This is a genomic window from Elioraea sp., from assembly GCF_022842375.1.
Lineage (GTDB): Bacteria > Pseudomonadota > Alphaproteobacteria > Acetobacterales > Acetobacteraceae > Elioraea_A.
Genome location: NZ_JALHPR010000014.1, coordinates 55,243 through 77,267 on the forward strand (window position 1 = coordinate 55,243; position 22,025 = coordinate 77,267).

A 22,025-nucleotide genomic window follows, 5' to 3' on the forward strand; every position below is an offset into this window, starting at 1 on the left:
GATGCTTGATCGCACCCCGGCTGATATCGCCGATACGCGCACCATGGTGGTCGAGACTGCCCGGGCCTTCGCTGCCGAGAAGCTCGCGCCCGGCGCCGACGCGCGGGCCCGCGCCGGTGCGGTGGAGCCCGAGATCCTGGAGGAGCTTGGCGCGCTCGGCTTCCTCGGCGCGACCGTCTCTCCCGACTGGGGCGGCGCGGGGCTCGACTATCTCACCTACGCCATGGCGCTCGAGGAAATCGCGGCCGGCGACGGCTCGGTCTCCACCGTGCTTTCCGTGCACAATTCCCCAACCTGCCTGATCCTGGAACGTTTCGGTACCGAGGCACAGAAGGAGCACTGGCTGCGCCCGATGGCATCGGGCGAGGCTATCTCCTGTTTCGCGCTCACCGAACCCCAGGCGGGCTCGGACGCCTCGGCGCTGCGCACGCGGGCGGTTCGAACGGATGGCGGCTGGGTGATCGACGGGGCGAAGCAGTTCATCTCGAACGGACGCATCGCGAAGGTGTGCGTGCTGTTTGCCGTAACCGATCCCGCCGCCGGCAAGAAGGGAATCTCCTGCTTCATCGTTCCGACCGATGCGAAGGGCTTCGTGGTCGCGCGCACGGAGGAGAAGCTCGGCCAGCACGCGTCCGATACGTGCTCGCTCCATTTCGAGAGCATGATGGTGCCTGGGGATGCGATGATCGGTGCGCCCGGCGAAGGCTATCGCATCGCGCTGTCGACGCTCGAGGCGGGCCGCATCGGGATCGCCGCGCAGAGCCTCGGCATGGCCCGCGCCGCGCTCGACTACGCCATCGCCTACGCCAAGGAGCGGCAGTCGTTCGGCGAGCCGATCATCCGCCACCAGGCGGTGCAGTTCCGCCTGGTCGAGGCCAGGACGAAGCTCGAGGCCGCACGGCAGCTCACCCACCACGCCTGCCGCCTGAAGGATGCCGGCGAACCTGCGCTGGAAGCCGCCTGCATGGCGAAGCTGTTCGCCTCCGAGGTGGCGGAAGCGGTGTGCTCGGCGGCGATCCAGACGCTCGGCGGCTACGGATACCTCGCCGATTATCCCGTCGAGCGCATCTATCGCGACGTGCGCGTCTGCCAGATCTACGAGGGCACGTCGGACGTGCAGAAGATCATCCTGGGGCGGATGCTGTAGCGGCCTCCAGTTTCACGAGTTCCATCCCCTCCTCGACCTGGTCGCCGGCCGCAACGTCGACGCGCGCGACCGTGCCGTCGACGGGGGCGGCGATCCGCAACTCGGTCTTCATCGCCTCGATCACCACGAGCACCTGCCCGCGCGTGACGGCATCGCCCGCGACACACAGCACGGCGGCGACGCGGCCGGGGATGGGCGAGGCGATGCGGTCATCGCCCGCGAGATCGCCGGAGGCCGGGGTGAGCGCATCCTCGACCGCGATGCGCCATGACCCCTGGCCCGGCAGCGTCACGCCCACGCTGCCGTCGCGCAGGCTGCAATCGGCGACGTAGCGCGCATCGTCGATGCGCACGCGCATCGGCGGGCCAGCCTCGGCCGAGACGTTGTGGGTAGCGCCGTCGAGCGTGATCTCCCACGCCGCGGGACCGTAGGCGATCGCGAGCGTGACAGGACGATCGCCGGCGCGCAGCGTCAGCGTCCGCCGTGCCCTGCCGAAGAGGCGCCAGCCGTCATGCCGGCACCAGGGGCCCGCGCCACCCTCGGCATCACGTTCCGCCACGAGAACGGCTACGGCGGCAGCGATCAGCGCGCGCGTCGGTGCCGGCGGCGGTGGGGCGAGCACGACATCCTCGTGCGCGGCGATGAAGCCCGTGGTCGGCGCCGCCTCGGCAAAGCCCGCGTGGGCGAGGATGGCGGCGAGCGCATCGAGGTTCGTGGCAACGCCCTCGACGCGCGTTGCCGCCAGCGCGGCGCGGAGCCGGGCGATCGCGTCGCCGCGCGTCCCGCCATGGGCAATGATCTTGGCGATCATGGAATCGTAGTGCGGCGTGACGCTGTCACCCTCGCGCACGCCGGTATCGACGCGCACGCCCTCGCCGTCGGGCATCACGAAGCGCGAGAGCCTGCCGGTGGACGGGCGCCAGCCGGCGCGCGGGTCCTCGGCACAGAGGCGCACCTCGACCGCGTGGCCGGTGACGGCGGGTGCAGTGGTGAATGGCAGCGCCTCGCCGGCAGCGATGCGAAGCTGCCATTCGACGAGGTCGAGCCCCGTCACCGCCTCCGTCACCGGATGCTCGACCTGCAGGCGCGTGTTCATCTCCATGAAGAAGAACGCGTCATCCTCGGCGATGAACTCGATCGTTCCGGCGTTGACATAGCCGACGGCCCGCGCCGCGGCGACGGCGGCGGCCTCGATGCCTGTGCGCATCGCATCGGAGATGAAGGGTGCCGGCGCTTCCTCGACGATCTTCTGGTGGCGGCGCTGGATCGAACAATCACGCGTCGAGAGCGCGAGCGTGGTGCCGTGCGTATCGGCCAGCACCTGCACCTCGATGTGGCGCGGGCGGGTGAGGTACCTCTCGACGAGCACCTGCGCATCGCCGAACGAGGCTGACGCTTCGCGCTGCGCGCCGGCCAGCGCCTCGACGAACGCGGCAGCGTCGGCGACGACGCGCATCCCCCTGCCCCCGCCGCCGGCAGAGGCCTTGATCAGCACCGGGTAGCCGATGCGCGAAGCCTCGGCGGCGAGCAGGCCCGGGTCCTGTGCCGCCCCGTGATAGCCTGGCACGAGGGGAACGCCCGCCTTCTCCATCAGCGCCTTCGCCGCTGCCTTCCCGCCCATCGCGCGCATCGCAGCGGGGCCGGGCCCAACGAAGGCGATGCCGGCCGCCGCGCACGCCTCGGCGAAAGCCGGGTTCTCTGAGAGGAAGCCGTAGCCCGGGTGGATCGCCTCTGCCCCCGTTCGCCGGGCGGCCTCGATGATCCGCTCGATGCGCAGGTAGCTCTCGGCGGCCGCTGCCGGACCGATGGCGATCGCCTCGTCCGCCATCGCCACATGCATCGCACCCGCATCGGCCTCGGAATGAACGGCGATGCAGCGCAGCCCCATGCGCCGCGCCGTGCGGAACACGCGCACGGCGATCTCGCCGCGATTGGCCACCATGAGGGAGCGGAACATCGCCGCCCTCACATCCGGAACAGGCCGAAGCGCGTCGGCGCGATCGGCGCGTTCAACGCGGCGCCGATGGCAAGGCCGAGCACGTCACGGGTTTTCGCAGGCGGAATGATCCCGTCATCCCAGAGCCGCGCGGTCGCGTAGTAGGGGCTGCCTTCGCGTTCGTACTTCTCGCGGATCGGCGCCTTGAATGCCTCCTGCTCGGCCTCGGGCCACGCCTCGCCGCGCGCGGCCGCGGCATCGGCGCGGATGGTGGCGAGAACGGAGGCCGCCTGCTCGCCGCCCATCACGCTGATGCGGCTGTTCGGCCAGGTGAACAGGAAGCGCGGCGAATAGGCGCGCCCGCACATGCCGTAGTTGCCCGCCCCGAACGAGCCGCCGATCAGTACGGTGAATTTCGGCACCGCCGTGGTGGCCACCGCCGTGACAAGCTTGGCACCGTCCTTCGCGATGCCGCCCGCCTCGTATTTCCGCCCAACCATGAAGCCAGCGATGTTCTGGAGGAACACGAGCGGAACGTTCCGCTGGCTGCACAGCTCGACGAAATGCGCAGCCTTGAGCGCGCTCTCGCTGAACAGGATGCCGTTGTTGGCGATGATGCCGACAGGCTGGCCCCAGATGTGGGCGAAGCCACAGACGATGGTGGTGCCGTAGCGGTGCTTGAACTCGTCAAGCTCCGACCCGTCGACGATGCGGGCGATCACCTCGCGCACATCGTAGGGCGTGCGCGTATCGGGCGGCACGATGCCTGCAAGCTCCGCCGGGTCATAGGCAGGCGGGCGTGGTGCGCGCTGCAGCACGGGGCGCGCGCCGCCGAGATGGCCGACGATGCGCCGGCAGAGGCCGAGGGCATGCGCATCGTCGTTCGCCATGTGGTCGGCCACGCCCGAGATGCGCGTGTGCACATCCGCCCCGCCGAGGTCCTCTGCCGTCACGACCTCGCCCGTCGCTGCCTTCACGAGCGGGGGGCCGGCGAGGAAGATCGTTCCCTGGTTGCGGACGATGATGCTCTCGTCGCACATCGCCGGCACATAGGCGCCGCCCGCCGTGCAGCTTCCCATCACCACCGCGATCTGCGGGATGCCCTTGGCAGACATCTGCGCCTGGTTGAAGAAGATGCGGCCGAAATGATCGCGATCCGGAAAGATCTCGTCCTGGTTCGGCAGGTTCGCCCCGCCGCTGTCCACGAGGTATATGCAGGGCAGGTTGTTCGCCTCTGCCACCTCCTGGGCGCGGAGGTGCTTCTTGACCGTCAGCGGATAGTAGCTGCCGCCCTTCACCGTCGCGTCGTTGGCGACGATCACGCACTCCCGCCCCGCGACGCGGCCGACGCCGGTGATCATCCCCGCCGCCGGCACCTCGCCCCCATACATGCCGAAGGCGGCGAGCGGCGAGAGTTCGAGGAACGGTGTGCCCGGATCGAGCAGCGCCTCGACGCGCTCCCGCGGGAGCAGCTTGCCGCGCGAGACGTGCCGCGCGCGCGAGGCCTCGTTCCCGCCTTGCGCTGCCTCCGCGACGCGCGCCTCGAGCTCGGCGAGGGAGGCTGCGTTGGCTGCGGCGTTGCGGCGGAACGCGTCAGACCGCGTGTCGACGCTTGAGGGAAGCCTGCTCACGCGGTCTCGCGGAACAGCTCGCGGCCGATCAGCATGCGCCTGATCTCGCTCGTTCCGGCGCCGATCTCGTAGAGCTTCGCGTCCCGCAGCAGCCGGCCCGTCGGATACTCGTTGATGTAGCCGTTGCCGCCGAGAAGCTGGATCGCGTCGAGGGCCATCTTGGTCGCGGCCTCGGCGGCGTAGAGGATCGCGCCCGCTGCATCCTTCCGCGTCACGCGCCCGCGGTCGCACGCCTCGGCCACCGCGTACACGTAGGCGCGGCAGGCTGAGAAGCTCGTGTACATGTCGGCGAGCTTGCCCTGCACGAGCTGGAACTCGCCGATCGCCTGGCCGAACTGCTTGCGCTCATGCACGTAGGGCAGAACGACATCCATGCACGCCTGCATGATGCCGAGGGGGCCCGCGGCGAGCACCGCGCGCTCATAGTCGAGCCCGCTCATCAGCACGCGCACGCCGCCGCCGACGCGGCCGAGCACGTTCTCCTCCGGCACCTCGACATCCTCGAACACCAGCTCGCTCGTCGGGCTGCCGCGCATGCCGAGCTTGTCGAGCTTCTGCGCGGGCCGGAATCCCTTGAAGCCGCTCTCGACGATGAAGGCGGTGATGCCGTCCTTGCCGGAAGCGGGGTTGGTCTTGGCGTAGACGACCAGCGTCTCGGCATAATGCGCGTTGGTGATCCACATCTTCGTACCGTTGAGCACGAAGCGATCCCCGCGCTTCTCTGCCTTCAGCGTCATCGACACGATGTCGGAGCCGGCACCAGGCTCGCTCATCGCCAGCGCGCCGAGATGCTCGCCGCTGATCAGCTTCGGCAGGTAGCGGCGCTTCTGCTCGTCGCTGCCGTTCAGCTTGATCTGGTTGATGCAGAGGTTCGAATGCGCGCCGTAGGAGAGGCCGACGGAAGCCGAGGCGCGGCTCACCTCCTCCATTGCCACGCAATGGGCGAGATAGCCGAGGCCCGCGCCGCCATGCTCCTCGCCGACGGTGATGCCGTGCAGGCCGAGCGCGCCCATCTCGGGCCAGAGATGGCGGGGGAACTCGTCGGTGCGGTCGATCTCGGCGGCGAGCGGGGCGATGCGGTCGGCGGAGAAGGCGCGCACGCTGTCGCGAAGCATGGCGATCTCCTCGCCATGGTCGAACTCGAGCGTGGCCAGCCGGTTCGGGATCATCTCATTCCACCTTCCGTACGTCCTCGATGACGCGCCCGTCATTCGGCAGCGAGCCGGGGGCAGCGAGTGTCACGGTGCCGCGCAGCTTGGTGATCGCCTGCAACGCCTCGGCCAGCCTCGCGGCCAGCGCCTCGTCAGGCGCGGGCGCTTCTGCGTGAAGCGTCATCGTATCGGTATCGCCGGCGCGGTCGACCACGAGCCGGATCCGGCCGAGATCGGGGAACCGCCTCGCGAGATCGGCGATCTGTTCGGGCCGCACGAACATGCCCTTCACCTTGGCCGCCTGGTCTGCCCGGCCCATCCAGCCCTTGATGCGCATGTTGGAGCGCCCGCAGGGCGATTCCCCAGGCAAGACGGCGGAGAGATCGCCGGTGGCGAAGCGGATCAGCGGATACTCGGGCACCAGCAGCGTGACGACGACCTCGCCCACCTCGCCATCGGGCAACGGGTCGCCCGTGCCGGGGCGGACGATCTCGACGATCACGAACTCGTCGAGGATCATGCCCTCGCGCGCCTCGCTCTCGTAAGCCACAAGGCCGAGATCGGCGGTGCCGTAGCTCTGCAGCACGGTGAGGCCGCGCTCGGCGTACCAGGCGCGGAGGGAAGGCGTGTAGGCGCCGCCCGTGACATGGCCGCGGCGCAGCGTCGCGAGGTCGAGGCCGAGCTCCTCGCCCTTCTCGATGATCGCCTTCAGGAAGTCCGGCGTTCCGGCATAGCAATGACTGCGCAGATGCGCGATCGCCCGCGCCTGGAGCTCAAGGTTGCCGGGGCCAGCCGGCACGACGGCACTGCCGAGGGCGCGCGCGCCTGATTCCAGCATCATCCCCGCGGGCGTGAAGTGGTAGCCGAAGGTGTTGTGCAGGATCTGCCCGGCGCGCAGACCGGTCGCGAACAGCGCGCGGGCGAAGCGGAAGAAGTCACGTCCAGGTGCCTCGGGGTCGAAGATCGGGCCGGGGCTGACGAAGATGCGCGCCAGCCGCCCCGGCGGGATGGCGATGAGCTCGCCGAAGGGCGGGCGGCCTGCCTGGAGCGTCACGAGATCTGATTTCCGCGTCAGCGGCAGCTGCGCGAGCGCCGCACGGCTCCCCACCTGGTTCGCCTCGACGTGCTGGAGCACGCGGGCATAGTAGGGTGCCTGCGCCTTCGCCTGCCCGATATGCGCGGCGAGGGAGGCCATGAGCCCTTCCTCGCGCGCCTGCGGATCGCGGGCCTCCAGAACGTCGAAGAACTCACCCTCGCGACGGCGCGTGACTGCCAAACCCTTGCCCTCCAGCCGCCCTGCTCAGAGCCAGCGCTTGCGGCGCTTATAGCTCTTGAGGTTGCGGAAGCTCTTCCGCTCGGCCCCATGGCCGCCGAGGTAGAATTCCTTGACGTCCTCGTTGTCGGCAAGGGCTTCGGCCGTGCCATCGAGCACGATCTTGCCTTGTTCCATCACATAGCCGTAACTGGCGACGGAAAGCGCCATCCGCGCGTTCTGCTCGACGAGCAGGATGGTGATGCCGAGCTCGCGGTTCAGCCGGCGGATGATGCCGAACACCTCCTTCACCAGCAGCGGCGAGAGACCCATCGAGGGCTCGTCCATCAGGATCAGCTTCGGCCGTGCCATCAGCGCGCGGCCGATGGCGAGCATCTGCTGCTCGCCGCCCGAGAGGTAGCCGGCAAGCCCGGTGCGCTCTCGCAGCCGGGGAAAATAGCCGAACACGCGCTCGATATCGTCCTTCACGCCGTTGTCGCGGCGGGTGAAGGCGCCGAGGCGGAGGTTCTCGATGCACGTCATGTCGGAGATGATCCGCCGCCCCTCCATCACCTGGAAGATGCCGCGGCGGACGATGCGATCGGGATCGATGCCGTTGATGCGCTCGCCGGCGAACATCACGTCGCCGCGCGTGATCTCGCCTTCCTCGGTCTTGAGCAGGCCGCTGATCGCCTTCAGCGTGGTCGATTTCCCCGCCCCGTTCGCGCCGAGGAGCGCCACGATATGCCCCTGCGGCACCTTCAGCGAAAGGCCGCGGAGAACGAGGATCACGTCGTTGTAGACGACCTCGATGTTGTTCACCTCGAGGAGCGACGGCAGCGTATCGACGAGCCGTGGCGCGCGGGGGGCGGTGGCGTTTTCCGGCAAGCTGTCCATCACCGTCTCCCGCAGGTGCGGGCGGCGGGTTGCCCCGCCGCCACGCGATCCATCGTCACCAGCCGAGCCAGTCCTGGCGGCGCTCGAGGGTGATCTCGGTCACCGGCTCGAGCTTCATCGTGCCGTTGCGCATAAGCTCCGCCACCGAGCCCTGCGTGGTGTCGCCGGACACGACCGCGCGGTAGAGCGAGATCGCCATCTGCCCGCGGTGATCTTCGACCGTGAAGGTCGAGGGCTTGCACACGCCCTCGAAGCCGCGCGGCACCCATCTCTGCCGGGCGTAGAAGCCCTCGCGGATGCGGTCGCCCGTCACCTGGCCCCCGGTCGCGGCGGTTTCCATCGCCTCGACCATCAGCATCGCCGAGCAGATGCCGGCGAGATAGTGCACGGGGCGATACTCGGCCTGCGCGGTGGCGCCACCCTGGCTGATTGCACGCGCATTCGCCATGCCCGGCGCATCACCGCCCCACGAGACGGCCGTGCGCAGCGGGAACACCACGCCGTTCGCCGCAGCACCGGCAGCCTTCATCGCGTTCTCGTCCATGCCCCAGACATTGCCGAGGAACTGCACGTTCACCCCCGCCGTCTGGCAGGCGCGCAGCACCGAGATGTTGGAGCCCGCCGTGTTGCCGAGATAGGCGTAGTTGGCGCCGGAGTTGCGCAGCGTCAGGCACTGGGCGGTGAAATCGCCCGGTGCCAGGGTGAACTGCACCGCGGGCAGCACGTCGAAGCCGAGCTCCGCCGCGAGCGCCTCGCCCGCCGCCTTGGGCGAGTTCGGGTACGGGTGGTTTGCGCCCATATGGACGTATTTCGGACGCCCCGGCCTGCCCTTCGCCTTCCAGTCCTCGGCCGCCCACTGGATCATCGCGCGCAGCGCATCGGAATAGGACGGACCGTAGAAGAAGTTGAACGGCGCTGCCTTGTCCGCCCGCGGGGCGCGGCCCGTCGGGTCGGTCAGCGCGGCGGAGTAGGAGCCGGAGATGTAGGGAATGCGGTCACGCGTGACGAAGGTGATCAGCGCCTCGGTGTCGACCGTGCCCCAGCCCTGGATGGCGACGACGCGCTCGCGCTGCACCCACGCCTGGTACTGCGCGATGGCGCGCGGCGCCTGGTAGCCGTAGTCGAACCCCGAGACGTTCAGCTGTCGCCCGGCGACGCCGCCGCGCGTGCGGTTCACCCAGGCGAGCGCGTCAGCCACGCCCTGGCCATAGGGAACGCCCACGTCGGAGGTCGGCCCGGAATTGTCCATCAGATGCCCGACGGGAATGCGCGTCTGCGCCTCCGCCACGCCGCCAAGGCCCAGCGCCACCGCGCCTCCGAGCAGCAGGGCCCTCATTCCATTGCAATGACGCATCGACTCCCTCCTTGTGCTTTGCCGTTGCGGGGCTCGTGCCCCCGGTTCCCCGCGGCGATGCCGCGAGCTTAGTGCGAGAACGGATAGAGCTTCCAGTACGCCTTGATGAGCCGCCAGCGGCGGGCGAGGCCATCGGGCTCGAAAATGAGGAACAGCACGATCGCCGCCCCGATCGTCATCTCCCGCAGGTAGCTGACGGCAGAGCCGAGGCCGAGCGCACGGTCGATCGGGCTGCCGGCCAGCCCGTCGGCCAGCCATTGCACGATCTCCGGCAGCATCGTCATGAACACCGCCCCCATCAGCGAGCCCATCACCGAGCCGAGCCCGCCGATGATGATCATGGCGAGGAACTGGATCGAGAACAGGATGTTGAACGCCTCGACCGAGACGAACAGCAGGTAGTGGGCGTAGAGCGCCCCGCCGATGCCGGCATAGAACGAGGAGATGCCGAAGCTGAGCGTCCGGTAGTAGGTGAGGTTGATGCCCATCATCTCGGCGGAGAGATAATGGTCACGCACCGCGATGAGTGCGCGGCCGTCACGCGTGCGCATCAGGTTCGCGGCCGAGACGAACATCAGCACGACATAGGCCAGCACGACATAGAAATAAGTCTCGTTCGTGTCGAAGCGGAAGCCGAACACGCTGAACGGCTCCGTCACCCGCCCGGCGACGCCGCCGGTGAACCAGCGTGCACGGGCGAAGAAATCCTCGATGATGAACTGGGCGGCGAGCGTGGCGATGGCGAGGTAGAGTCCCTTCAGCCGCGCCGCCGGCAGGCCGAACACCATGCCGACCGCCGTCGTCATGATGCCGGCAAGCGGGATGGCGAAGAACACCGGCACGCCATGCTCGACCAGGAAGGCCGAGGAGAAGGCGCCGACGCCGAAGAATGCCGCATGCCCGATCGAGATCTGCCCGGTGAAGCCGACGAGAACGTTGAGCCCGAGCGCGGCGATGCCGAGATACCCCGACTGGATCAGCAGGCTGAGCATGTAGCGGTCGCCCGTCAGCGGGGCGAGGCAGGCGAGGCCGACGGCGGCGATCGCGAAGGCGCGCGAGAGCCGGGTCGGGAAGATCGTCGTGTCGGCGCGGTAACTCTCGCGGAAATCGCCGCAGGGGGTGAGGGAGATGCCGGCCATGCTGGTCTACACCCGCTCGATGTTTTTTGTGCCGAACAGGCCGTAGGGCTTGATCATGAGGATGATGATCAGGACGTAGAACGGCGCGATCTGGAACATGTTGCCCCAGTTCAGGAACTCGCTGTCGACGAAATGCGCGACGTTCTCGAGCACGCCGATGATGAGCCCGCCCACCACCGCGCCCACCACGCTGTCGAGCCCGCCGAGGATGACGGCGGGAAACACCTTGATGCCGTAGAATGACAGCGCCGAGGACACCCCGTTCACCACGCCGACGACGACGCCCGCGACCGACGACACCACGGCCGAGATCGCCCAGGACATCGCGAACACCTGCCGCACCGAGATGCCGAGCGACTGCGCGACCTGCTGGTCGAACGCCGTCGCGCGCATCGCAAGCCCGTGCTTCGAGACGGTGAAGAACCAGGCGAAGCCGCCCATGATGACGAGTGAGATCGCGAGCGAGAGCAGATACACCGTCTGCACCTCAAGGCCGGCGATGTTCACCTTGTTGGTCTCGAAGATCGGCGGGAAGGGCTGGGCGAACACGCCGAACAGCCACTTCATCAGCGCCTGGAAGAAGATCGACAGCCCGATCGTGACCATGATCACGCTGATCACCGGCTCGCCGATCAGCGGCCGCAGCACCACCACCTGCAGGATCAACCCGAACAGCGTCATGAACACGAGGGTGAGCAGGAAGCCGGCGATGAAGGGCAATTGGAAGGTGGTCAGCAGCCACCAGCACGCCCAGGCGCCGACGAGCAGGAACTCGCCCTGCGCGAAGTTCACCACCTGGCTCGCCTTGTAGATCAGCACGAAGCTCATCGCGACGACGCCGTAGAGGGCACCGACGATCAGCCCGTTGAGCGTCAGCTGGAACAGCAATTCCCAGTTCATGGATGCCTCATGCTGTGGCCGGTGCGTGCGCCGGCGACGGCACGGGCAGAAGCTCGACCACCGCAAGCGTGGTGCGGATGCGCTGCGTCGTGCCGTCCTGGAACTTGATCACGGTATCGACGGGGATGGCAGGCCTGCCGCCATAGATCGCGTCGATGATGTCGCCGTATTTCTGGCCGATCACGCCGCGGCGGACCTTGCGCGTGCGGGTAAGTTCGTCGTCGTCGGCGTCGAGCTCCTTGTAGAGCAGCAGGAACTTGCGGATGCGCTGCGCCTCGGGCAGGCCCGCGTTCACCGTCTCGACCTCGTGGCGCAGCAGTTCCGCCACCTCGGCCTTGGCGGCGAGGTCGCTGTAGGTGGTGAAGGAGATGCGCTGGCGCTCCGCCCATTTCGACACGACGGGGTAGCGGATGCAGATCATCGCCGCGAGGAAGTCGCGGGCATCGCCGAGGATCACCGCCTCGGCCACATAGGGGCTGAACTTCAGCTTGTTCTCGATGAATTGCGGGCTGAACCGGTCACCGCCCGCCGTGATCGCGATATCCTTGATGCGGTCGATCACCACGAGCTGGCCCCTGGCATCGAAATAGCCGGCATCGCCCGTGTGCAGCCAGCCATCGCGCAGGTCGCCCGCGCCTTCGTCGGAGCGGTAGTAGCCGGAGAAGCGGTTGGGATGGCGCGTGACGATCTCGCCCACGCCGTTCGCGTCCGGCTGGTCGATCGTCACCTCGATCGAGGCATCGAACGGCACGCCCACCGTGTTGAAGTCGACCTCGTTCGCCTTGTGCAACGTGTAGGCGCCGAGCAGCTCCGTCTGGCCGTAGAGCTGGCGCAGCGGCACGCCGAGGGCGAGGAAGAAGCGGAACGTCTCGGGCCCGAGCGCGGCCCCGCCGGTCGCGGCGGAGGTGATGCGCGAGAAGCCGAGGCGATCGCGCAGCGCACGGAACAGCAGCGCATCGGCAAGCCACGAACGGCGGCCCTGGTCGAGCGCGGCGAGCCCGATCTTCATGGCGTACTCGTACATGCGCCGCTTGAAGGGGGAGGCGTCCATGATGCGCGCGCGCACATCGGCCGCGATCTGTTCCCAGAGCCTGGGCGCGAACAGCACGAAGCTGGGCCCGATCTCGCGGAAGTCGGCGAGCATCGTCTCGGGCTCCTCGACGAAATTCACCTTCATGCGCGAGAGCAGCGCAAAGCCGAGGGCGTAGATCTGCTCCATGATCCAGGGCAGCGGCAGGACCGAGACGTACTCATCCTCCGGCCCTTTCGGATCGGCGCCGAGATAGGAGGCGCAGTGCCGGATCAGCGCACCCGATGTCAGCATCGCGAGCTTCGGCCGCGCCGTGGTGCCCGATGTCGTGCAGAGAATGGCGATCGCCTCGCCGTCACCTGCGGCCACCATCCCTTCATACAGCCCGGGTTCTGCTGCGTGCAGCGCCTCGCCGCGGGCAATCAGGTCGGCGAGCGACATCAGCCGCGGATCGTCATGCTTGCGCATCCCGCGCGGGTCGGCGAACACGATGTGGCGGAGGCCGGGCACGCGATCGCCCATCGCCAGCAGCTTGTCGGCCTGCTCCTCATCCTCGGCCAGCACCACTGACGCCTCGGCGTAGGCAAGCAGGTAGGCCACCTCCTCGTCGAGCGCGTCGCGGTAGATGCCGAGACTCATCGCGCCGACAGCATGGGTGGCGATCTCGCCCATCACCCAATCGGGCCTGTTGTCGCCGATCAGCCCGACGGTTTCCCCCGCCGTGACACCGAGCGCGCGAAGCCCCAGCGCGATCGACCGCGTGCGCGCATGGTATTCGCCCCAGGTGATGGTGCGCCAGATGCCGAAATCCTTCTCGCGCAGCGCGATGTCGCTGCCATGCTCACGCGCATGCAGCGCGAGGAGTTTCGGCAGCGTATCGTATTGCCGCGGGTCGGGAAGTACGGTCATGACACGGGGGCGGCCTCGTCAGGATCGACCAGCACCTCGTCGGCCTCGCCAAGATAGGCGCGACGCACATGCTCGTTCGCCATCACCTCGTCCGGCGCGCCCTCGGCGATCTTCTTGCCAAAATCGAGCACCATGACGCGGTGGCTGATGTCCATCACCACGCCCATGTCGTGCTCGATCATGATCACCGTCATCCCCCATTCCTCGTTGAGGTCGATGATGAAGCGGGCCATGTCCTCCTTTTCCTCGAGGTTCATGCCCGCCATCGGCTCATCGAGCAGGATCAGCTTGGGGCGGAGGGCAACGGCGCGGGCGAGTTCCACGCGCTTGCGCAGGCCGTAGCTCAGCGTTCCGGCCTGGGCCTTCCGCACGTGCTGGATCTCGAGGAAATCGATGATGTCCTCGACCTCGCGGCGGTGGCGGAGCTCCTCCTTCTGCGCGCCGCCGAGCCAGTAGACCATGCCGGTGAGGAAGCCGTGCTTCAGCAGGTGGTGGCGGCCGACCATGATGTTGTCGAGCACCGTCATGTGCCCGAACAGCGCCAGGTTCTGGAAGGTGCGGCCGATGCCGAGGCCCGCGCGCGCATTGGGCCTGAGTGAGGTGATGTCGGCGCCCTCGAAGCTGATGCTGCCCTCCGTCGGCCGGTAGCGGCCGGAGATGCAGTTCACCATCGAGGTCTTGCCCGCCCCGTTCGGGCCGATGATCGAGAACAGCTCGCCCGGGCGGACGGCGAAGGACACATCGGTCAGCGCACGCACGCCACCGAAGCGCAGCGAGACATGCGCGGCCTCCAGCATCGGCGTGGTCTGCACCAGGGCGTCTCCCAGGGATCAGCGCTTCGTGCGCATTGGCGGGAGCTTAACTGGCGGCCCGATTGCGCCGCAAGCAAACCCCGCTAGCCATGCCTGTCGAGGATCGCCTCCGCCGCCGCAAGCCCACTCTCCGCCCCGCCTTCCATGTAGCCGGAATGCTGTCCGCTCGTATGCTCGCCGGCGAAGAACACCCCGCCCGAAGAGACGAACGCGTCGGAGAACCCATACCACTGCCCAGGCCGGAAGCAGGAGTAGGAGCCACCGACATAGGGGTTCGAGGGCCAATGCATCCGCTCCGCCCCGCCGGTGAAGGCTGCTGCCGTGCCGGGGAACACCGTGTCGAGACGCGCGGTGATATCCTTCGCGCGCGCGGCCGGCGCACCGCGGCCGAAGCCACGGCCCGCCTCGCCGCCGGCGAAGATGGTCAGCGCACCCGCCCCGCCGGCGCCAGGGCCGGCATGATCCTCCCACACCGTCTGGAAGCCGAGGTCGTTCAGGCATTCCCCGCTCACGCTCTCATCGCGCCAGGGGCGTGACGACACGCCTGCGAACAGCTTGGCATTGGTGCCGTAGCCGAGTTCGCGGATCGCCCGCCGCGTCAGTCCCGGCAACGGCAGGTCGAGCGTGACGGCGCGCAGCGTCGTCGCGGGGATCGCGATCACGACGACATCGGCAACCACGTCGCGCCCGTTCAGCGTGACGCGATAGCGCCGCCCGTGCTGCCGCAGCGCCTCGAGGCGCTGGCCGGTTCTGACCCGATCGCCGAGCGTGGCGGCGAGGGCTGCGGGAATGCGGTCGTTCCCGCCTTCCACCTGGAAGCGTTGGTCGGACGAGAACAGGCCGAGCTTCGGGTTGGCCGGATCGGGCGCGAACGCCTCGATCAGGTAGAGCGAGGACATCGCCCCAGGCTCGGCCCCCATCTCCTGCATGAGCCCGATGTCGAGCAGCGTGCGCAGCCAGCCCGACACGCCCATCGCGTCAAGCAGCGCCGCGGCCGACTGGCGATCGGTCACCGCCTTCGCATCGTCGGACGCATCGCGCAGCGTCGCCAGTCGCACGACGAGATCCGACGACGCCGCGGCGATCTCGGCCAGGCTGCGTTTCTGCCCGCCGATCCAGTACGTGGTGGTGAGTGCTGCATCGGCGCCCTCGGCACCGTCCTCCAGCGCGAGGCCGAAGCGGCTTGCGAGGCCGAGCATGACCGGGTGGTCGGTGTTGATGAAGCTGCCGCCGAGTTCCACCAGCGTACCGGGCCCGGCCGATCCCCGCCCCGTGATCACCCGCCCGCCGATACGCCGGTTCGCCTCGTAGACCGTGACGTCGGCGATGCCCGCACCGCGCAGCCTGTCGGCGCAGACGAGGCCGGCGAGCCCACCGCCGATGACCGCGACGCTGAGGTCACGCCGCGCTTGCGCGAAGGCGGGGACCGTGGCGAGCGCCGCGGCGCCACCGAGCACGGCGCGGCGGGTGAGAGGCATGGCGGCAAGCTCGTCGAGCGGCGGCGCGCCCGGCTTTCCCGCGGCATCGGCAAGGCGCACGGCGCGCTGGAGCGCAGCGAAGAGTTTCGTCCTGGCCATGGGTTCCTCGCGGAATCGAAACGGTTCGCACGATAGGCACGCCGCATCCCGCCCTGCAATGCAGGACGCTTTGTGCACTGCACACCAACCCGGTTGACGGCACGGCAGGCACGGCGGAAATTGGTCAGACCATGGCCATGGAAGCTGAGCCCGTGCTGATCCTGAGAGAGCCCGACCGGGGCGTACCCGGCGTCGGCCGCGTGATCGGCTACATCAAGGACGCGATGCTCGCCGGCCGCCTCCGCCCCGGTGATCGCCTGTTGCCGGAGCGTGACCTCGCGGCGGCGCTGGGTGTCAGCCGCCCGGTGCTGCGCGAGGCACTGCGCGGCCTCGTGCAGCTCGGCCTGGTCGAGACGCGGCAGGGCTCGGGCTCGGTCATCCGCCGCCCCTCGCCCGAGATGCTGCGCGACGTATTCACCTTCACCCTCGCCGCCGATGCCGGTGCGGTGGAGGACGTGATGGAGGCGCGCGTCGCCATCGAGTGCCAGGCGATCAGGCTCGCCTGCACCCGCGCCGGCCCCGCAGAGCTTGCCCGCGTGCGCGCAGGGCTCGACGGCATCCTCGCCACGCTCGATGACGCCGAGGCCGGTGGGCACGCCGATGCCGCGTTCCACGCTGCCCTAGTTGCCGCGTCCGCCAGCCCGACACTGATCGCGATGCACGACACGCTGGCGGAACTGCTGCTCGCCTCCCACGTCGCGCGACGGCGCGAGACGATCGCGACGGAGCGCATCCGCGCCAGCCTCGCCGATGCCCACCGGGCCGTGTTCGCGGCCCTGATGGCGCGCGAGCCTGACCGGGCGGATGCGACGCTGCGCGCCCATTTCCGCATCGGCGACGAACTGCGCCGCGAACGCCTCGCGGAGGTTCCACGGCCCGCCGCGGGCTGACCTGCTACCGCGCCTGCCAACGAAAGGGAGAGAAACACCATGTCATTCGCCATCACGCGCCGCACCGCGCTCGCCGCCGCCGCCGCCACCGGGGCGGCAACCCTGCTCAGCCCGAGCGAGGCGCTCGCCGCCACGCTGCGCTACGCCCATGTGGGTGCGGCCGGTGACGTGCAGACGCGCTTCGCCGAGGAGCTTGCCACGCTCGCGCGCACCAAGTCGGGCGGCAAGACGGACATCCGCGTGTTCCCCAACAGCCAGCTCGGCGGCGTCTCCGAGATGGTCGACGGCGTGCAGCAGGGCTCCATCCAGATGGGGCACCACGACTTCGCCGCGCTCGCGAAATTCGTGCCCGAGATCGGCGTGTTCAACGCACCGTACATCTACCGCGACGGCGAGCATGCGCTGCGCGCGACCGACCCTGACACCTCGCCGGTCCTGAAGGAGATCAACGACAAGCTCGTCGCTGCCTCCGGCGTGCGCATCGTCGGGCGCATCTATCGCGGCGCGCGGCACATCTCGTCGAAGTTCCCCGTCCGCTCGCCGGCCGATCTCGCCAACCGCCCGTTCCGCGCGGTGCCGCTCGCCCTCTGGGTGTCGATGGTGAAGGGCTTCGGCGCGGTGCCGACGCCGGTCGAGGTCGCTGAACTCCCCACCGCGCTGATGACGGGCCTCGTCATCGGCCAGGAGAACCCGCTCACCATGATCAGCGCCAACAAGCTGTTCGAGGTGCAGAGCCACGTGTCGATGACCGGGCACATGATCAGCCTGCTCGCGGTGTTCGCCAACGACCGCGCCTGGCAGCGCCTGCCGGCCGATGAGCGCGCGGCGGTGACCGAGGCGCTGCGCGAGAAGGGCACGGAGAGCTTCGCGTGGGCGAAGGCCGACGAGGCCAGGCTGGTCGGCGAGCTCCAGGGCCGTGGCATGACCTTCATCACCCCGGAGAACGGCCTGAACCAGGCAGCGTTCCGCGAGGCGGTGCTGAAGCAGGTCAATGCCGACTTCCCGACCTGGGCGCCACTGATCGCGCGGATCGGCCAGATCAGCTGAGGCTGATACGGCAGGTCAGCGGCATGAAGTTCGTCCGCTTTCCGTTGCAGGTCGCCTCCGTCGCCTGCCTGGCGGCGCTGGTGCTCCTGCCGAGCCTGCAGATCGTGCTGCGCGATCTCTTCGTCGCCCCCATCGTGGGGCTAGAGGAGGTCGCGCGCATGGCACTCATCCTGCTCGTGTTCCTCGCCTACCCGCTGGTGGTGGACAAGGGCGAGGACATCGTGATGGCCGAGGCCAAGGGCATGCTGCCGCGGCGAGGACGCCGCGCGGCTGACCTCGCCATCGGCATCGCCTGCACCATTGCGGCCTTCGTGATGGCCTGGGCGGTGTGGGAGGCGCTGGCCGCCAACCCGCGCAACGAGACGCCAACGCTGCGCATCCCGTTCTGGATCTTCCTCGCAGCGGCCTTCATCGGCTTCGCCGGGGCAGGGCTGCTGCATCTCTACCGCCTGTTCCGCCCGCGCCCCGAAAACCCGACCATGGTCTGACCCTCACGCATGCTCGGCTATCTCGTCATCGCGGGCTTCGGCACGCTGTTCATCGCGGGCGTGCCGGTCGTGTTCGCCGTGCTGATCCCGGCCATCACCTACGTGGTGGTCGAGGACCTGCCCTTCTCGCTGCTCGCCAGCCGCGTCACCTACGCTCTCGACAGCTTCCCCCTCGTTGCCGTGCCGATCTTCATCTTCGTCGGCAACCTGATGAACCTCTCGGGCATCACGGAGCGGATCTTTCGTTTCGCTGACGTTCTGGTTGGGCGCATTCATGGCGGGCTCGCGCAGGTCAACATCGTCGCCTCGCTGATCTTCTCGGGCATTTCCGGCGCAGCACTCGCCGATGTGGGCGGCCTTGGCCGCGTCGAGATCAAGGCGATGAAGGAGCGTGGCTTCGATGCGCCCTTCTCCGCTGCCGTGACGGCGGCGAGCGCGCTGGTCGGCCCGATTTTCCCCCCCTCGATCCCGCTGATCGTCTATGGCTCGGTCACTTCCGTCTCGATCATACAGCTGCTGCTCGCCGGCATCCTGCCGGCGATCGTCTGCACGCTGGCGCTGATGGTGACGGCTGCGATCGTCGCCCTTCGCGCCGGCTATCCGCGATCGGACCGCTGGCCGCGCATCGGCGAGATCATCCGCGCCTTCCTGCCGGCCGCCCCAGCGCTGGCCGCGCCCGTTCTGATCGTCACCGGCATGCTGTCGGGCACCTTCACGCCGACCGAGGCGGCGGCCGTGACGGCCTGCTACGTGCTGTTCGTCGGCTTCGTCGTCTACCGCGAGATGACGGTGGCGCACGTGCTCGATGCCGCCCTTCTCTCGGCGCGCAACACCGCCGCCATCCTCGTCATCGTCGCGGCCGCGGCGATGTTCGGCTGGATCCTCGCGATCGAGGAGATCCCGCAAGCCTTCGGCGCCTGGCTGTCAGGCCTCTCGACCGATGCCAACACGCTGCTGCTGCTCGTCAACGTCATCTTCCTCGTCACCGGCATGTTCCTCGACAGCACGACGGCCACACTGCTCGTCGTGCCGATCGTAGCACCCCCCGTGGTCGCGGCCGGCGTCGACCCCGTTCACCTTGGCCTCACCATCGTGTTCAACCTGATGATCGGGCTGTTGACGCCGCCGATGGGTCTCGCGCTGTTCCTGATCGGGGACATCGCGAAGGTGTCCATGCGGTCGCTGCTGCGCGCGCTCGTGCCGTTCTACGTGCCGCTGTTCGCCACACTCGCCGCGATCACGTACATTCCCGCTCTCTCCCTCACCATTCCCCACCTGATCCGCTGAAGGAGCCCTGCCATGAAGATCGTCGTCGGTTCTGACCATGCCGGGTTCTCGCTGAAGGCCGATGTCATCGCTGCCATCCGCGCGGCCGGCCACGAGGTCGAGGATGTCGGCAGCTTCGACGACAGGCCGGTCGATTTCCCTGACATCGCCCGCGCGGTGTGTGACCGCGTGGCCGATGGCCGCGCGCATCGCGGCATGCTCGTCTGTGGCACCGGCGTCGGCGCCTCGATCGCGGCGAACAAGCGGCGCGGCATCCGTGCGGCCGTGTGCCATGACGCGCATTCGGCGCACCAGTCGGTCGAGCATGACGATGTGAACGTGATGTGCATCGGGGCCAAGATCGTCGGCGCCTGGCTTGCTGAGGACCTGGTGCGCAGCTTCCTCGACGCGAAGTTCAACGCCACCGACGATCACGTCCGCCGCGTGGCCAAGCTCACGGCGTTCGAGAGCGAGGCCTGAGACGTGGAGGGCGAGTTCCAGGGCAAGCGCGTCCTGATCACGGGCGCGGGCGGCATCTACGGGCGCTGGTTCGCCCGCGCCTTCGCCGAAGCGGGCGCGGTGCTGTGCCTGACCGACAATCGCGCCGATGCGCTCGCGGCCACCGAGACCGGACTCGGCCTCGACCGCGCGACGACACTCACCCACGTGACGGAGTTGACCGACGAGACGTCGATCCTCTCCCTCGCCCGGCTGGTGGCCGAACGCTGGGGCGCGCCGGACATCGTCATCAACAACGCCGGCATCTATCCCGGCAAGCTCCTCGTCGAGACCTCGACGGAGGAGTTCGACACGATCATGGGCGTGAACGTGCGCGCGCCCTTCCTCGTCACGCGAGAGATGGCGAAGCTGATGATAACAGCCGGCGTGCGCGGCAACATCATCGCCATCGGCTCAGGGGCCGCGCGCAAGCTCCGCCCCTCGCGGGTTCTCTACTGCACGTCGAAGACGACGCTCGAACGCATCACCAAGGGCTTCGCGCTGGAGCTCGCCCCGCACGGCATCCGCGTGAACATCGTCGAGCCCGGCTTCGCGGCGGGCAGCGAGGTGAGCCCGCTCAGCGAGAAGCACATCGCCGACACCACGGCCGCGATCCCGCTCGGGCGGCTGACGGCGTGGCGCGATGCGCCGGACGCGGTGATGTTCCTGTGTTCTGAGAAGGCCGCCTACATCACCGGGACCGTGCTCGCCGTCGAAGGCGGCAACAGCCTCAGGCTATAGCCACGCGAGGCTCCGCCCGGCCCAGCGCGCGGCGGAGCAGCCAGGCGACGATCATGATGTTGAGTGCGTTCCACGCGAGCCCATTCAGGATCGCGCCGTCATACGAGCCGGTGAAGTCGAAGATCACGCCCGACAGCCAGCCGCCGAGCGCCATGCCGGCGAGCGTGCAGGCGATGGCAAGCCCGACGCGCAGCCCCGCTTCCCGCGCGGGCAGGTACTCGCGCACGATGAACGCATAGGCCGGCACGATGCCGCCCTGGAACAACCCGAACACGGCAGAGACGACGTAGAGCGCGATCAGCCCGTCGAACGGCAGGAACAGCGCGAGCGCCACCGCCTGCAGCACCGAGCCGAGCAGCAGCGTCGCGAGCCCGCCGATGCGATCCATGATCACGCCGCTGGCGAGCCGGCTGATGATGCCGAAGCCAAGCATCAGCGACAGCATCTCCGCCCCCCGCGCGGGGCCGTAGCCGAGATCGACGCAGTAGGCGACGATGTGCACCTGTGGCATCGACATCGCCACGCAGCACGATACGGCCGCGAGCATCAGCAGCCCCTGCAGCGTGTTCCGCTTGAGGCCGAGCGGCATCGGATGCTCCGCCCCCGTGCCCGGCCCCGCGGCGAGCGGGGCGAGCACCGGCACGCGGCGCATCAGCACCAGCGCCAACGGGATCATCGTCGTGACGCACACGGCCGCGACCACGAGATGCGCCTGGCGCCAGCCGAAGGCGGCGACGAGCGCCTGGAGGATCGGCGGCCACACCGCACCGGCGAGGTAGTTGCCGCTGGCACCCACCGCCATCGCGATGCCGCGGTTGCGGTCGAACCAGCGGGAGCTGTCGGCCACCAGCGGCGCAAACACGGCGGATGCGCCGAACAGCCCGATCAGCACGCCGCTGAGCAGGGCAAAGCTGAACATCGACGGCGCGAATGACGTCGCGACATAGCCCGCACCGAGCGAGCAGGCGCCGATCAGCGCCGGCACCATCGCGCCGTAGCGGTCAGCCACGCGGCCGAGGATGACGCTGCCCCCGACGAAGCCAAGCATGACAAAGGTATAGGGAAGCGACGCATCCGCCCGCGCCGTGCCGAACTCGGCCTGCACGAAGGGCAGGACCACGACGACCGACCACATGCCGACGCCGCCGATCATGCCGAGCAGCAGCACCGCCACCAGCCTGATCCAGGCATAGCGCGATTCGACGCCGCCAGCCCGCCACGCCGCCGCCCGGAGCCCGGCCTCCGCAGACGCGGCCGCGCGATCCATGCCTTCGTTGCCTCATGCAAGCGGCGCGCACCCGGCGTGCCGGCGTTTTCCCAACCCGACGCTAACCGTGCCCGACGCGCGCCGCAATCAGAG

19 protein-coding genes are annotated in these 22,025 nt (G+C 68.7%); 7 read left to right on the plus strand and 12 right to left on the minus strand.

The features are described from left to right. The first annotated feature begins 1 nt into the window (after position 1). Positions 2-1,147, plus strand: a complete 1,146-nt coding sequence (locus Q0C38_RS13205) for an acyl-CoA dehydrogenase family protein (RefSeq protein WP_291297567.1) — start codon at positions 2-4, stop codon at positions 1,145-1,147. Here Q0C38_RS13205 and Q0C38_RS13210 read toward each other — a convergent pair. The 11 genes from Q0C38_RS13210 to Q0C38_RS13260 all read right to left on the minus strand — a co-directional run bounded on the left by Q0C38_RS13210 (position 1,125) and on the right by Q0C38_RS13260 (position 15,735). Then, on the minus strand, positions 1,125-3,104 hold the full coding sequence (locus Q0C38_RS13210; protein ID WP_291297568.1) for a biotin carboxylase N-terminal domain-containing protein: 1,980 nt from the start codon (positions 3,102-3,104) through the stop codon (positions 1,125-1,127). The genes Q0C38_RS13205 and Q0C38_RS13210 overlap by 23 nt on opposite strands. 8 nt (positions 3,105-3,112) lie before the next feature. Further along, a complete protein-coding gene (locus Q0C38_RS13215; protein WP_291297569.1) occupies positions 3,113-4,714 on the minus strand; it encodes a carboxyl transferase domain-containing protein in 1,602 nt (533 codons plus the stop codon). Further along, on the minus strand, positions 4,711-5,883 hold the full coding sequence (locus tag Q0C38_RS13220; protein ID WP_291297570.1) for an isovaleryl-CoA dehydrogenase: 1,173 nt from the start codon (positions 5,881-5,883) through the stop codon (positions 4,711-4,713). The genes Q0C38_RS13215 and Q0C38_RS13220 overlap by 4 nt, the downstream gene beginning before the upstream one ends. Position 5,884: 1 nt before the next feature. After that, positions 5,885-7,141: an AMP-binding protein gene (locus Q0C38_RS13225; protein ID WP_366937265.1), complete on the minus strand. Its 1,257-nt coding sequence runs from the start codon at positions 7,139-7,141 to the stop codon at positions 5,885-5,887. 24 nt (positions 7,142-7,165) lie between these two features. Then, entirely contained in the window at positions 7,166-8,014 is an 849-nt protein-coding gene (locus Q0C38_RS13230) for an ABC transporter ATP-binding protein (protein WP_291297571.1), read from the minus strand. 55 nt (positions 8,015-8,069) lie between these two features. Beyond that, on the minus strand, positions 8,070-9,350 hold the full coding sequence (locus tag Q0C38_RS13235; RefSeq protein WP_291297572.1) for an ABC transporter substrate-binding protein: 1,281 nt from the start codon (positions 9,348-9,350) through the stop codon (positions 8,070-8,072). Between the two features lie 86 nt (positions 9,351-9,436). Then, the gene (locus Q0C38_RS13240; RefSeq protein WP_291297573.1) at positions 9,437-10,507 is read right to left on the minus strand and encodes a branched-chain amino acid ABC transporter permease; all 1,071 of its coding nucleotides are present in this window, start codon (positions 10,505-10,507) and stop codon (positions 9,437-9,439) included. Between the two features lie 6 nt (positions 10,508-10,513). Further along, positions 10,514-11,407, minus strand: a complete 894-nt coding sequence (locus Q0C38_RS13245) for a branched-chain amino acid ABC transporter permease (RefSeq protein ID WP_291297574.1) — start codon at positions 11,405-11,407, stop codon at positions 10,514-10,516. Between the two features lie 7 nt (positions 11,408-11,414). Further along, on the minus strand, positions 11,415-13,346 hold the full coding sequence (locus Q0C38_RS13250; protein ID WP_291297575.1) for a long-chain fatty acid--CoA ligase: 1,932 nt from the start codon (positions 13,344-13,346) through the stop codon (positions 11,415-11,417). Further along, positions 13,343-14,143, minus strand: a complete 801-nt coding sequence (locus tag Q0C38_RS13255) for an ABC transporter ATP-binding protein (protein WP_291297624.1) — start codon at positions 14,141-14,143, stop codon at positions 13,343-13,345. The genes Q0C38_RS13250 and Q0C38_RS13255 overlap by 4 nt, the downstream gene beginning before the upstream one ends. A gap of 98 nt (positions 14,144-14,241) precedes the next feature. Beyond that, complete coding sequence (locus Q0C38_RS13260; protein WP_291297576.1) at positions 14,242-15,735, minus strand: FAD-dependent oxidoreductase; 1,494 nt, start codon at positions 15,733-15,735, stop codon at positions 14,242-14,244. A 131-nt stretch (positions 15,736-15,866) separates the two neighbouring features. On the opposite strand from Q0C38_RS13260, the gene Q0C38_RS13265 reads away from it, so the two are divergent. The 6 genes from Q0C38_RS13265 to Q0C38_RS13290 are packed head-to-tail and all read left to right on the plus strand — an operon-like array spanning position 15,867 to position 20,665. After that, entirely contained in the window at positions 15,867-16,625 is a 759-nt protein-coding gene (locus tag Q0C38_RS13265; protein ID WP_291297577.1) for a FadR/GntR family transcriptional regulator, read from the plus strand. Positions 16,626-16,664: 39 nt separating this feature from the next. After that, complete coding sequence (locus Q0C38_RS13270) at positions 16,665-17,672, plus strand: TRAP transporter substrate-binding protein (RefSeq protein ID WP_291297578.1); 1,008 nt, start codon at positions 16,665-16,667, stop codon at positions 17,670-17,672. 23 nt (positions 17,673-17,695) lie between these two features. Further along, positions 17,696-18,160 (plus strand): TRAP transporter small permease, encoded by a 465-nt coding sequence (locus Q0C38_RS13275; RefSeq protein ID WP_291297579.1) that lies wholly within the window; start codon positions 17,696-17,698, stop codon positions 18,158-18,160. 9 nt (positions 18,161-18,169) lie between these two features. Continuing rightward, a complete protein-coding gene (locus Q0C38_RS13280) occupies positions 18,170-19,447 on the plus strand; it encodes a TRAP transporter large permease (protein ID WP_291297580.1) in 1,278 nt (425 codons plus the stop codon). 12 nt (positions 19,448-19,459) lie between these two features. Continuing rightward, positions 19,460-19,906, plus strand: coding sequence for a ribose 5-phosphate isomerase B (gene rpiB, locus Q0C38_RS13285; RefSeq protein WP_291297581.1), 447 nt, complete (start codon positions 19,460-19,462; stop codon positions 19,904-19,906). A gap of 3 nt (positions 19,907-19,909) precedes the next feature. After that, positions 19,910-20,665, plus strand: coding sequence for an SDR family NAD(P)-dependent oxidoreductase (locus Q0C38_RS13290; RefSeq protein ID WP_291297582.1), 756 nt, complete (start codon positions 19,910-19,912; stop codon positions 20,663-20,665). Here Q0C38_RS13290 and Q0C38_RS13295 read toward each other — a convergent pair. Continuing rightward, a complete protein-coding gene (locus Q0C38_RS13295; protein WP_291297583.1) occupies positions 20,655-21,932 on the minus strand; it encodes an MFS transporter in 1,278 nt (425 codons plus the stop codon). The two genes, Q0C38_RS13290 and Q0C38_RS13295, sit on opposite strands and share 11 nt — an antisense overlap. Positions 21,933-22,025: the final 93 nt, after the last annotated feature.

What these genes read in the sequence shown, in the direction of transcription:
- Q0C38_RS13235 (WP_291297572.1), bottom strand. Translation starts at nt 9,350, where the DNA reads ATGAGGGCCCTGCTGCTCGGAGGCGCGGTGGCGCTGGGCCTTGGCGGC.
- Q0C38_RS13260 (WP_291297576.1), bottom strand. Translation starts at nt 15,735, where the DNA reads ATGGCCAGGACGAAACTCTTCGCTGCGCTCCAGCGCGCCGTGCGCCTT.
- Q0C38_RS13280 (WP_291297580.1), top strand. Translation starts at nt 18,170, where the DNA reads ATGCTCGGCTATCTCGTCATCGCGGGCTTCGGCACGCTGTTCATCGCG.
- Q0C38_RS13205 (WP_291297567.1), top strand. Translation starts at nt 2, where the DNA reads ATGCTTGATCGCACCCCGGCTGATATCGCCGATACGCGCACCATGGTG.
- Q0C38_RS13230 (WP_291297571.1), bottom strand. Translation starts at nt 8,014, where the DNA reads ATGGACAGCTTGCCGGAAAACGCCACCGCCCCCCGCGCGCCACGGCTC.
- Q0C38_RS13250 (WP_291297575.1), bottom strand. Translation starts at nt 13,346, where the DNA reads ATGACCGTACTTCCCGACCCGCGGCAATACGATACGCTGCCGAAACTC.
- Q0C38_RS13275 (WP_291297579.1), top strand. Translation starts at nt 17,696, where the DNA reads ATGAAGTTCGTCCGCTTTCCGTTGCAGGTCGCCTCCGTCGCCTGCCTG.
- Q0C38_RS13270 (WP_291297578.1), top strand. Translation starts at nt 16,665, where the DNA reads ATGTCATTCGCCATCACGCGCCGCACCGCGCTCGCCGCCGCCGCCGCC.
- Q0C38_RS13255 (WP_291297624.1), bottom strand. Translation starts at nt 14,143, where the DNA reads ATGCTGGAGGCCGCGCATGTCTCGCTGCGCTTCGGTGGCGTGCGTGCG.
- Q0C38_RS13210 (WP_291297568.1), bottom strand. Translation starts at nt 3,104, where the DNA reads ATGTTCCGCTCCCTCATGGTGGCCAATCGCGGCGAGATCGCCGTGCGC.
- Q0C38_RS13240 (WP_291297573.1), bottom strand. Translation starts at nt 10,507, where the DNA reads ATGGCCGGCATCTCCCTCACCCCCTGCGGCGATTTCCGCGAGAGTTAC.
- Q0C38_RS13245 (WP_291297574.1), bottom strand. Translation starts at nt 11,407, where the DNA reads ATGAACTGGGAATTGCTGTTCCAGCTGACGCTCAACGGGCTGATCGTC.
- rpiB (WP_291297581.1), top strand. Translation starts at nt 19,460, where the DNA reads ATGAAGATCGTCGTCGGTTCTGACCATGCCGGGTTCTCGCTGAAGGCC.
- Q0C38_RS13295 (WP_291297583.1), bottom strand. Translation starts at nt 21,932, where the DNA reads ATGGATCGCGCGGCCGCGTCTGCGGAGGCCGGGCTCCGGGCGGCGGCG.
- Q0C38_RS13220 (WP_291297570.1), bottom strand. Translation starts at nt 5,883, where the DNA reads ATGATCCCGAACCGGCTGGCCACGCTCGAGTTCGACCATGGCGAGGAG.
- Q0C38_RS13265 (WP_291297577.1), top strand. Translation starts at nt 15,867, where the DNA reads ATGGCCATGGAAGCTGAGCCCGTGCTGATCCTGAGAGAGCCCGACCGG.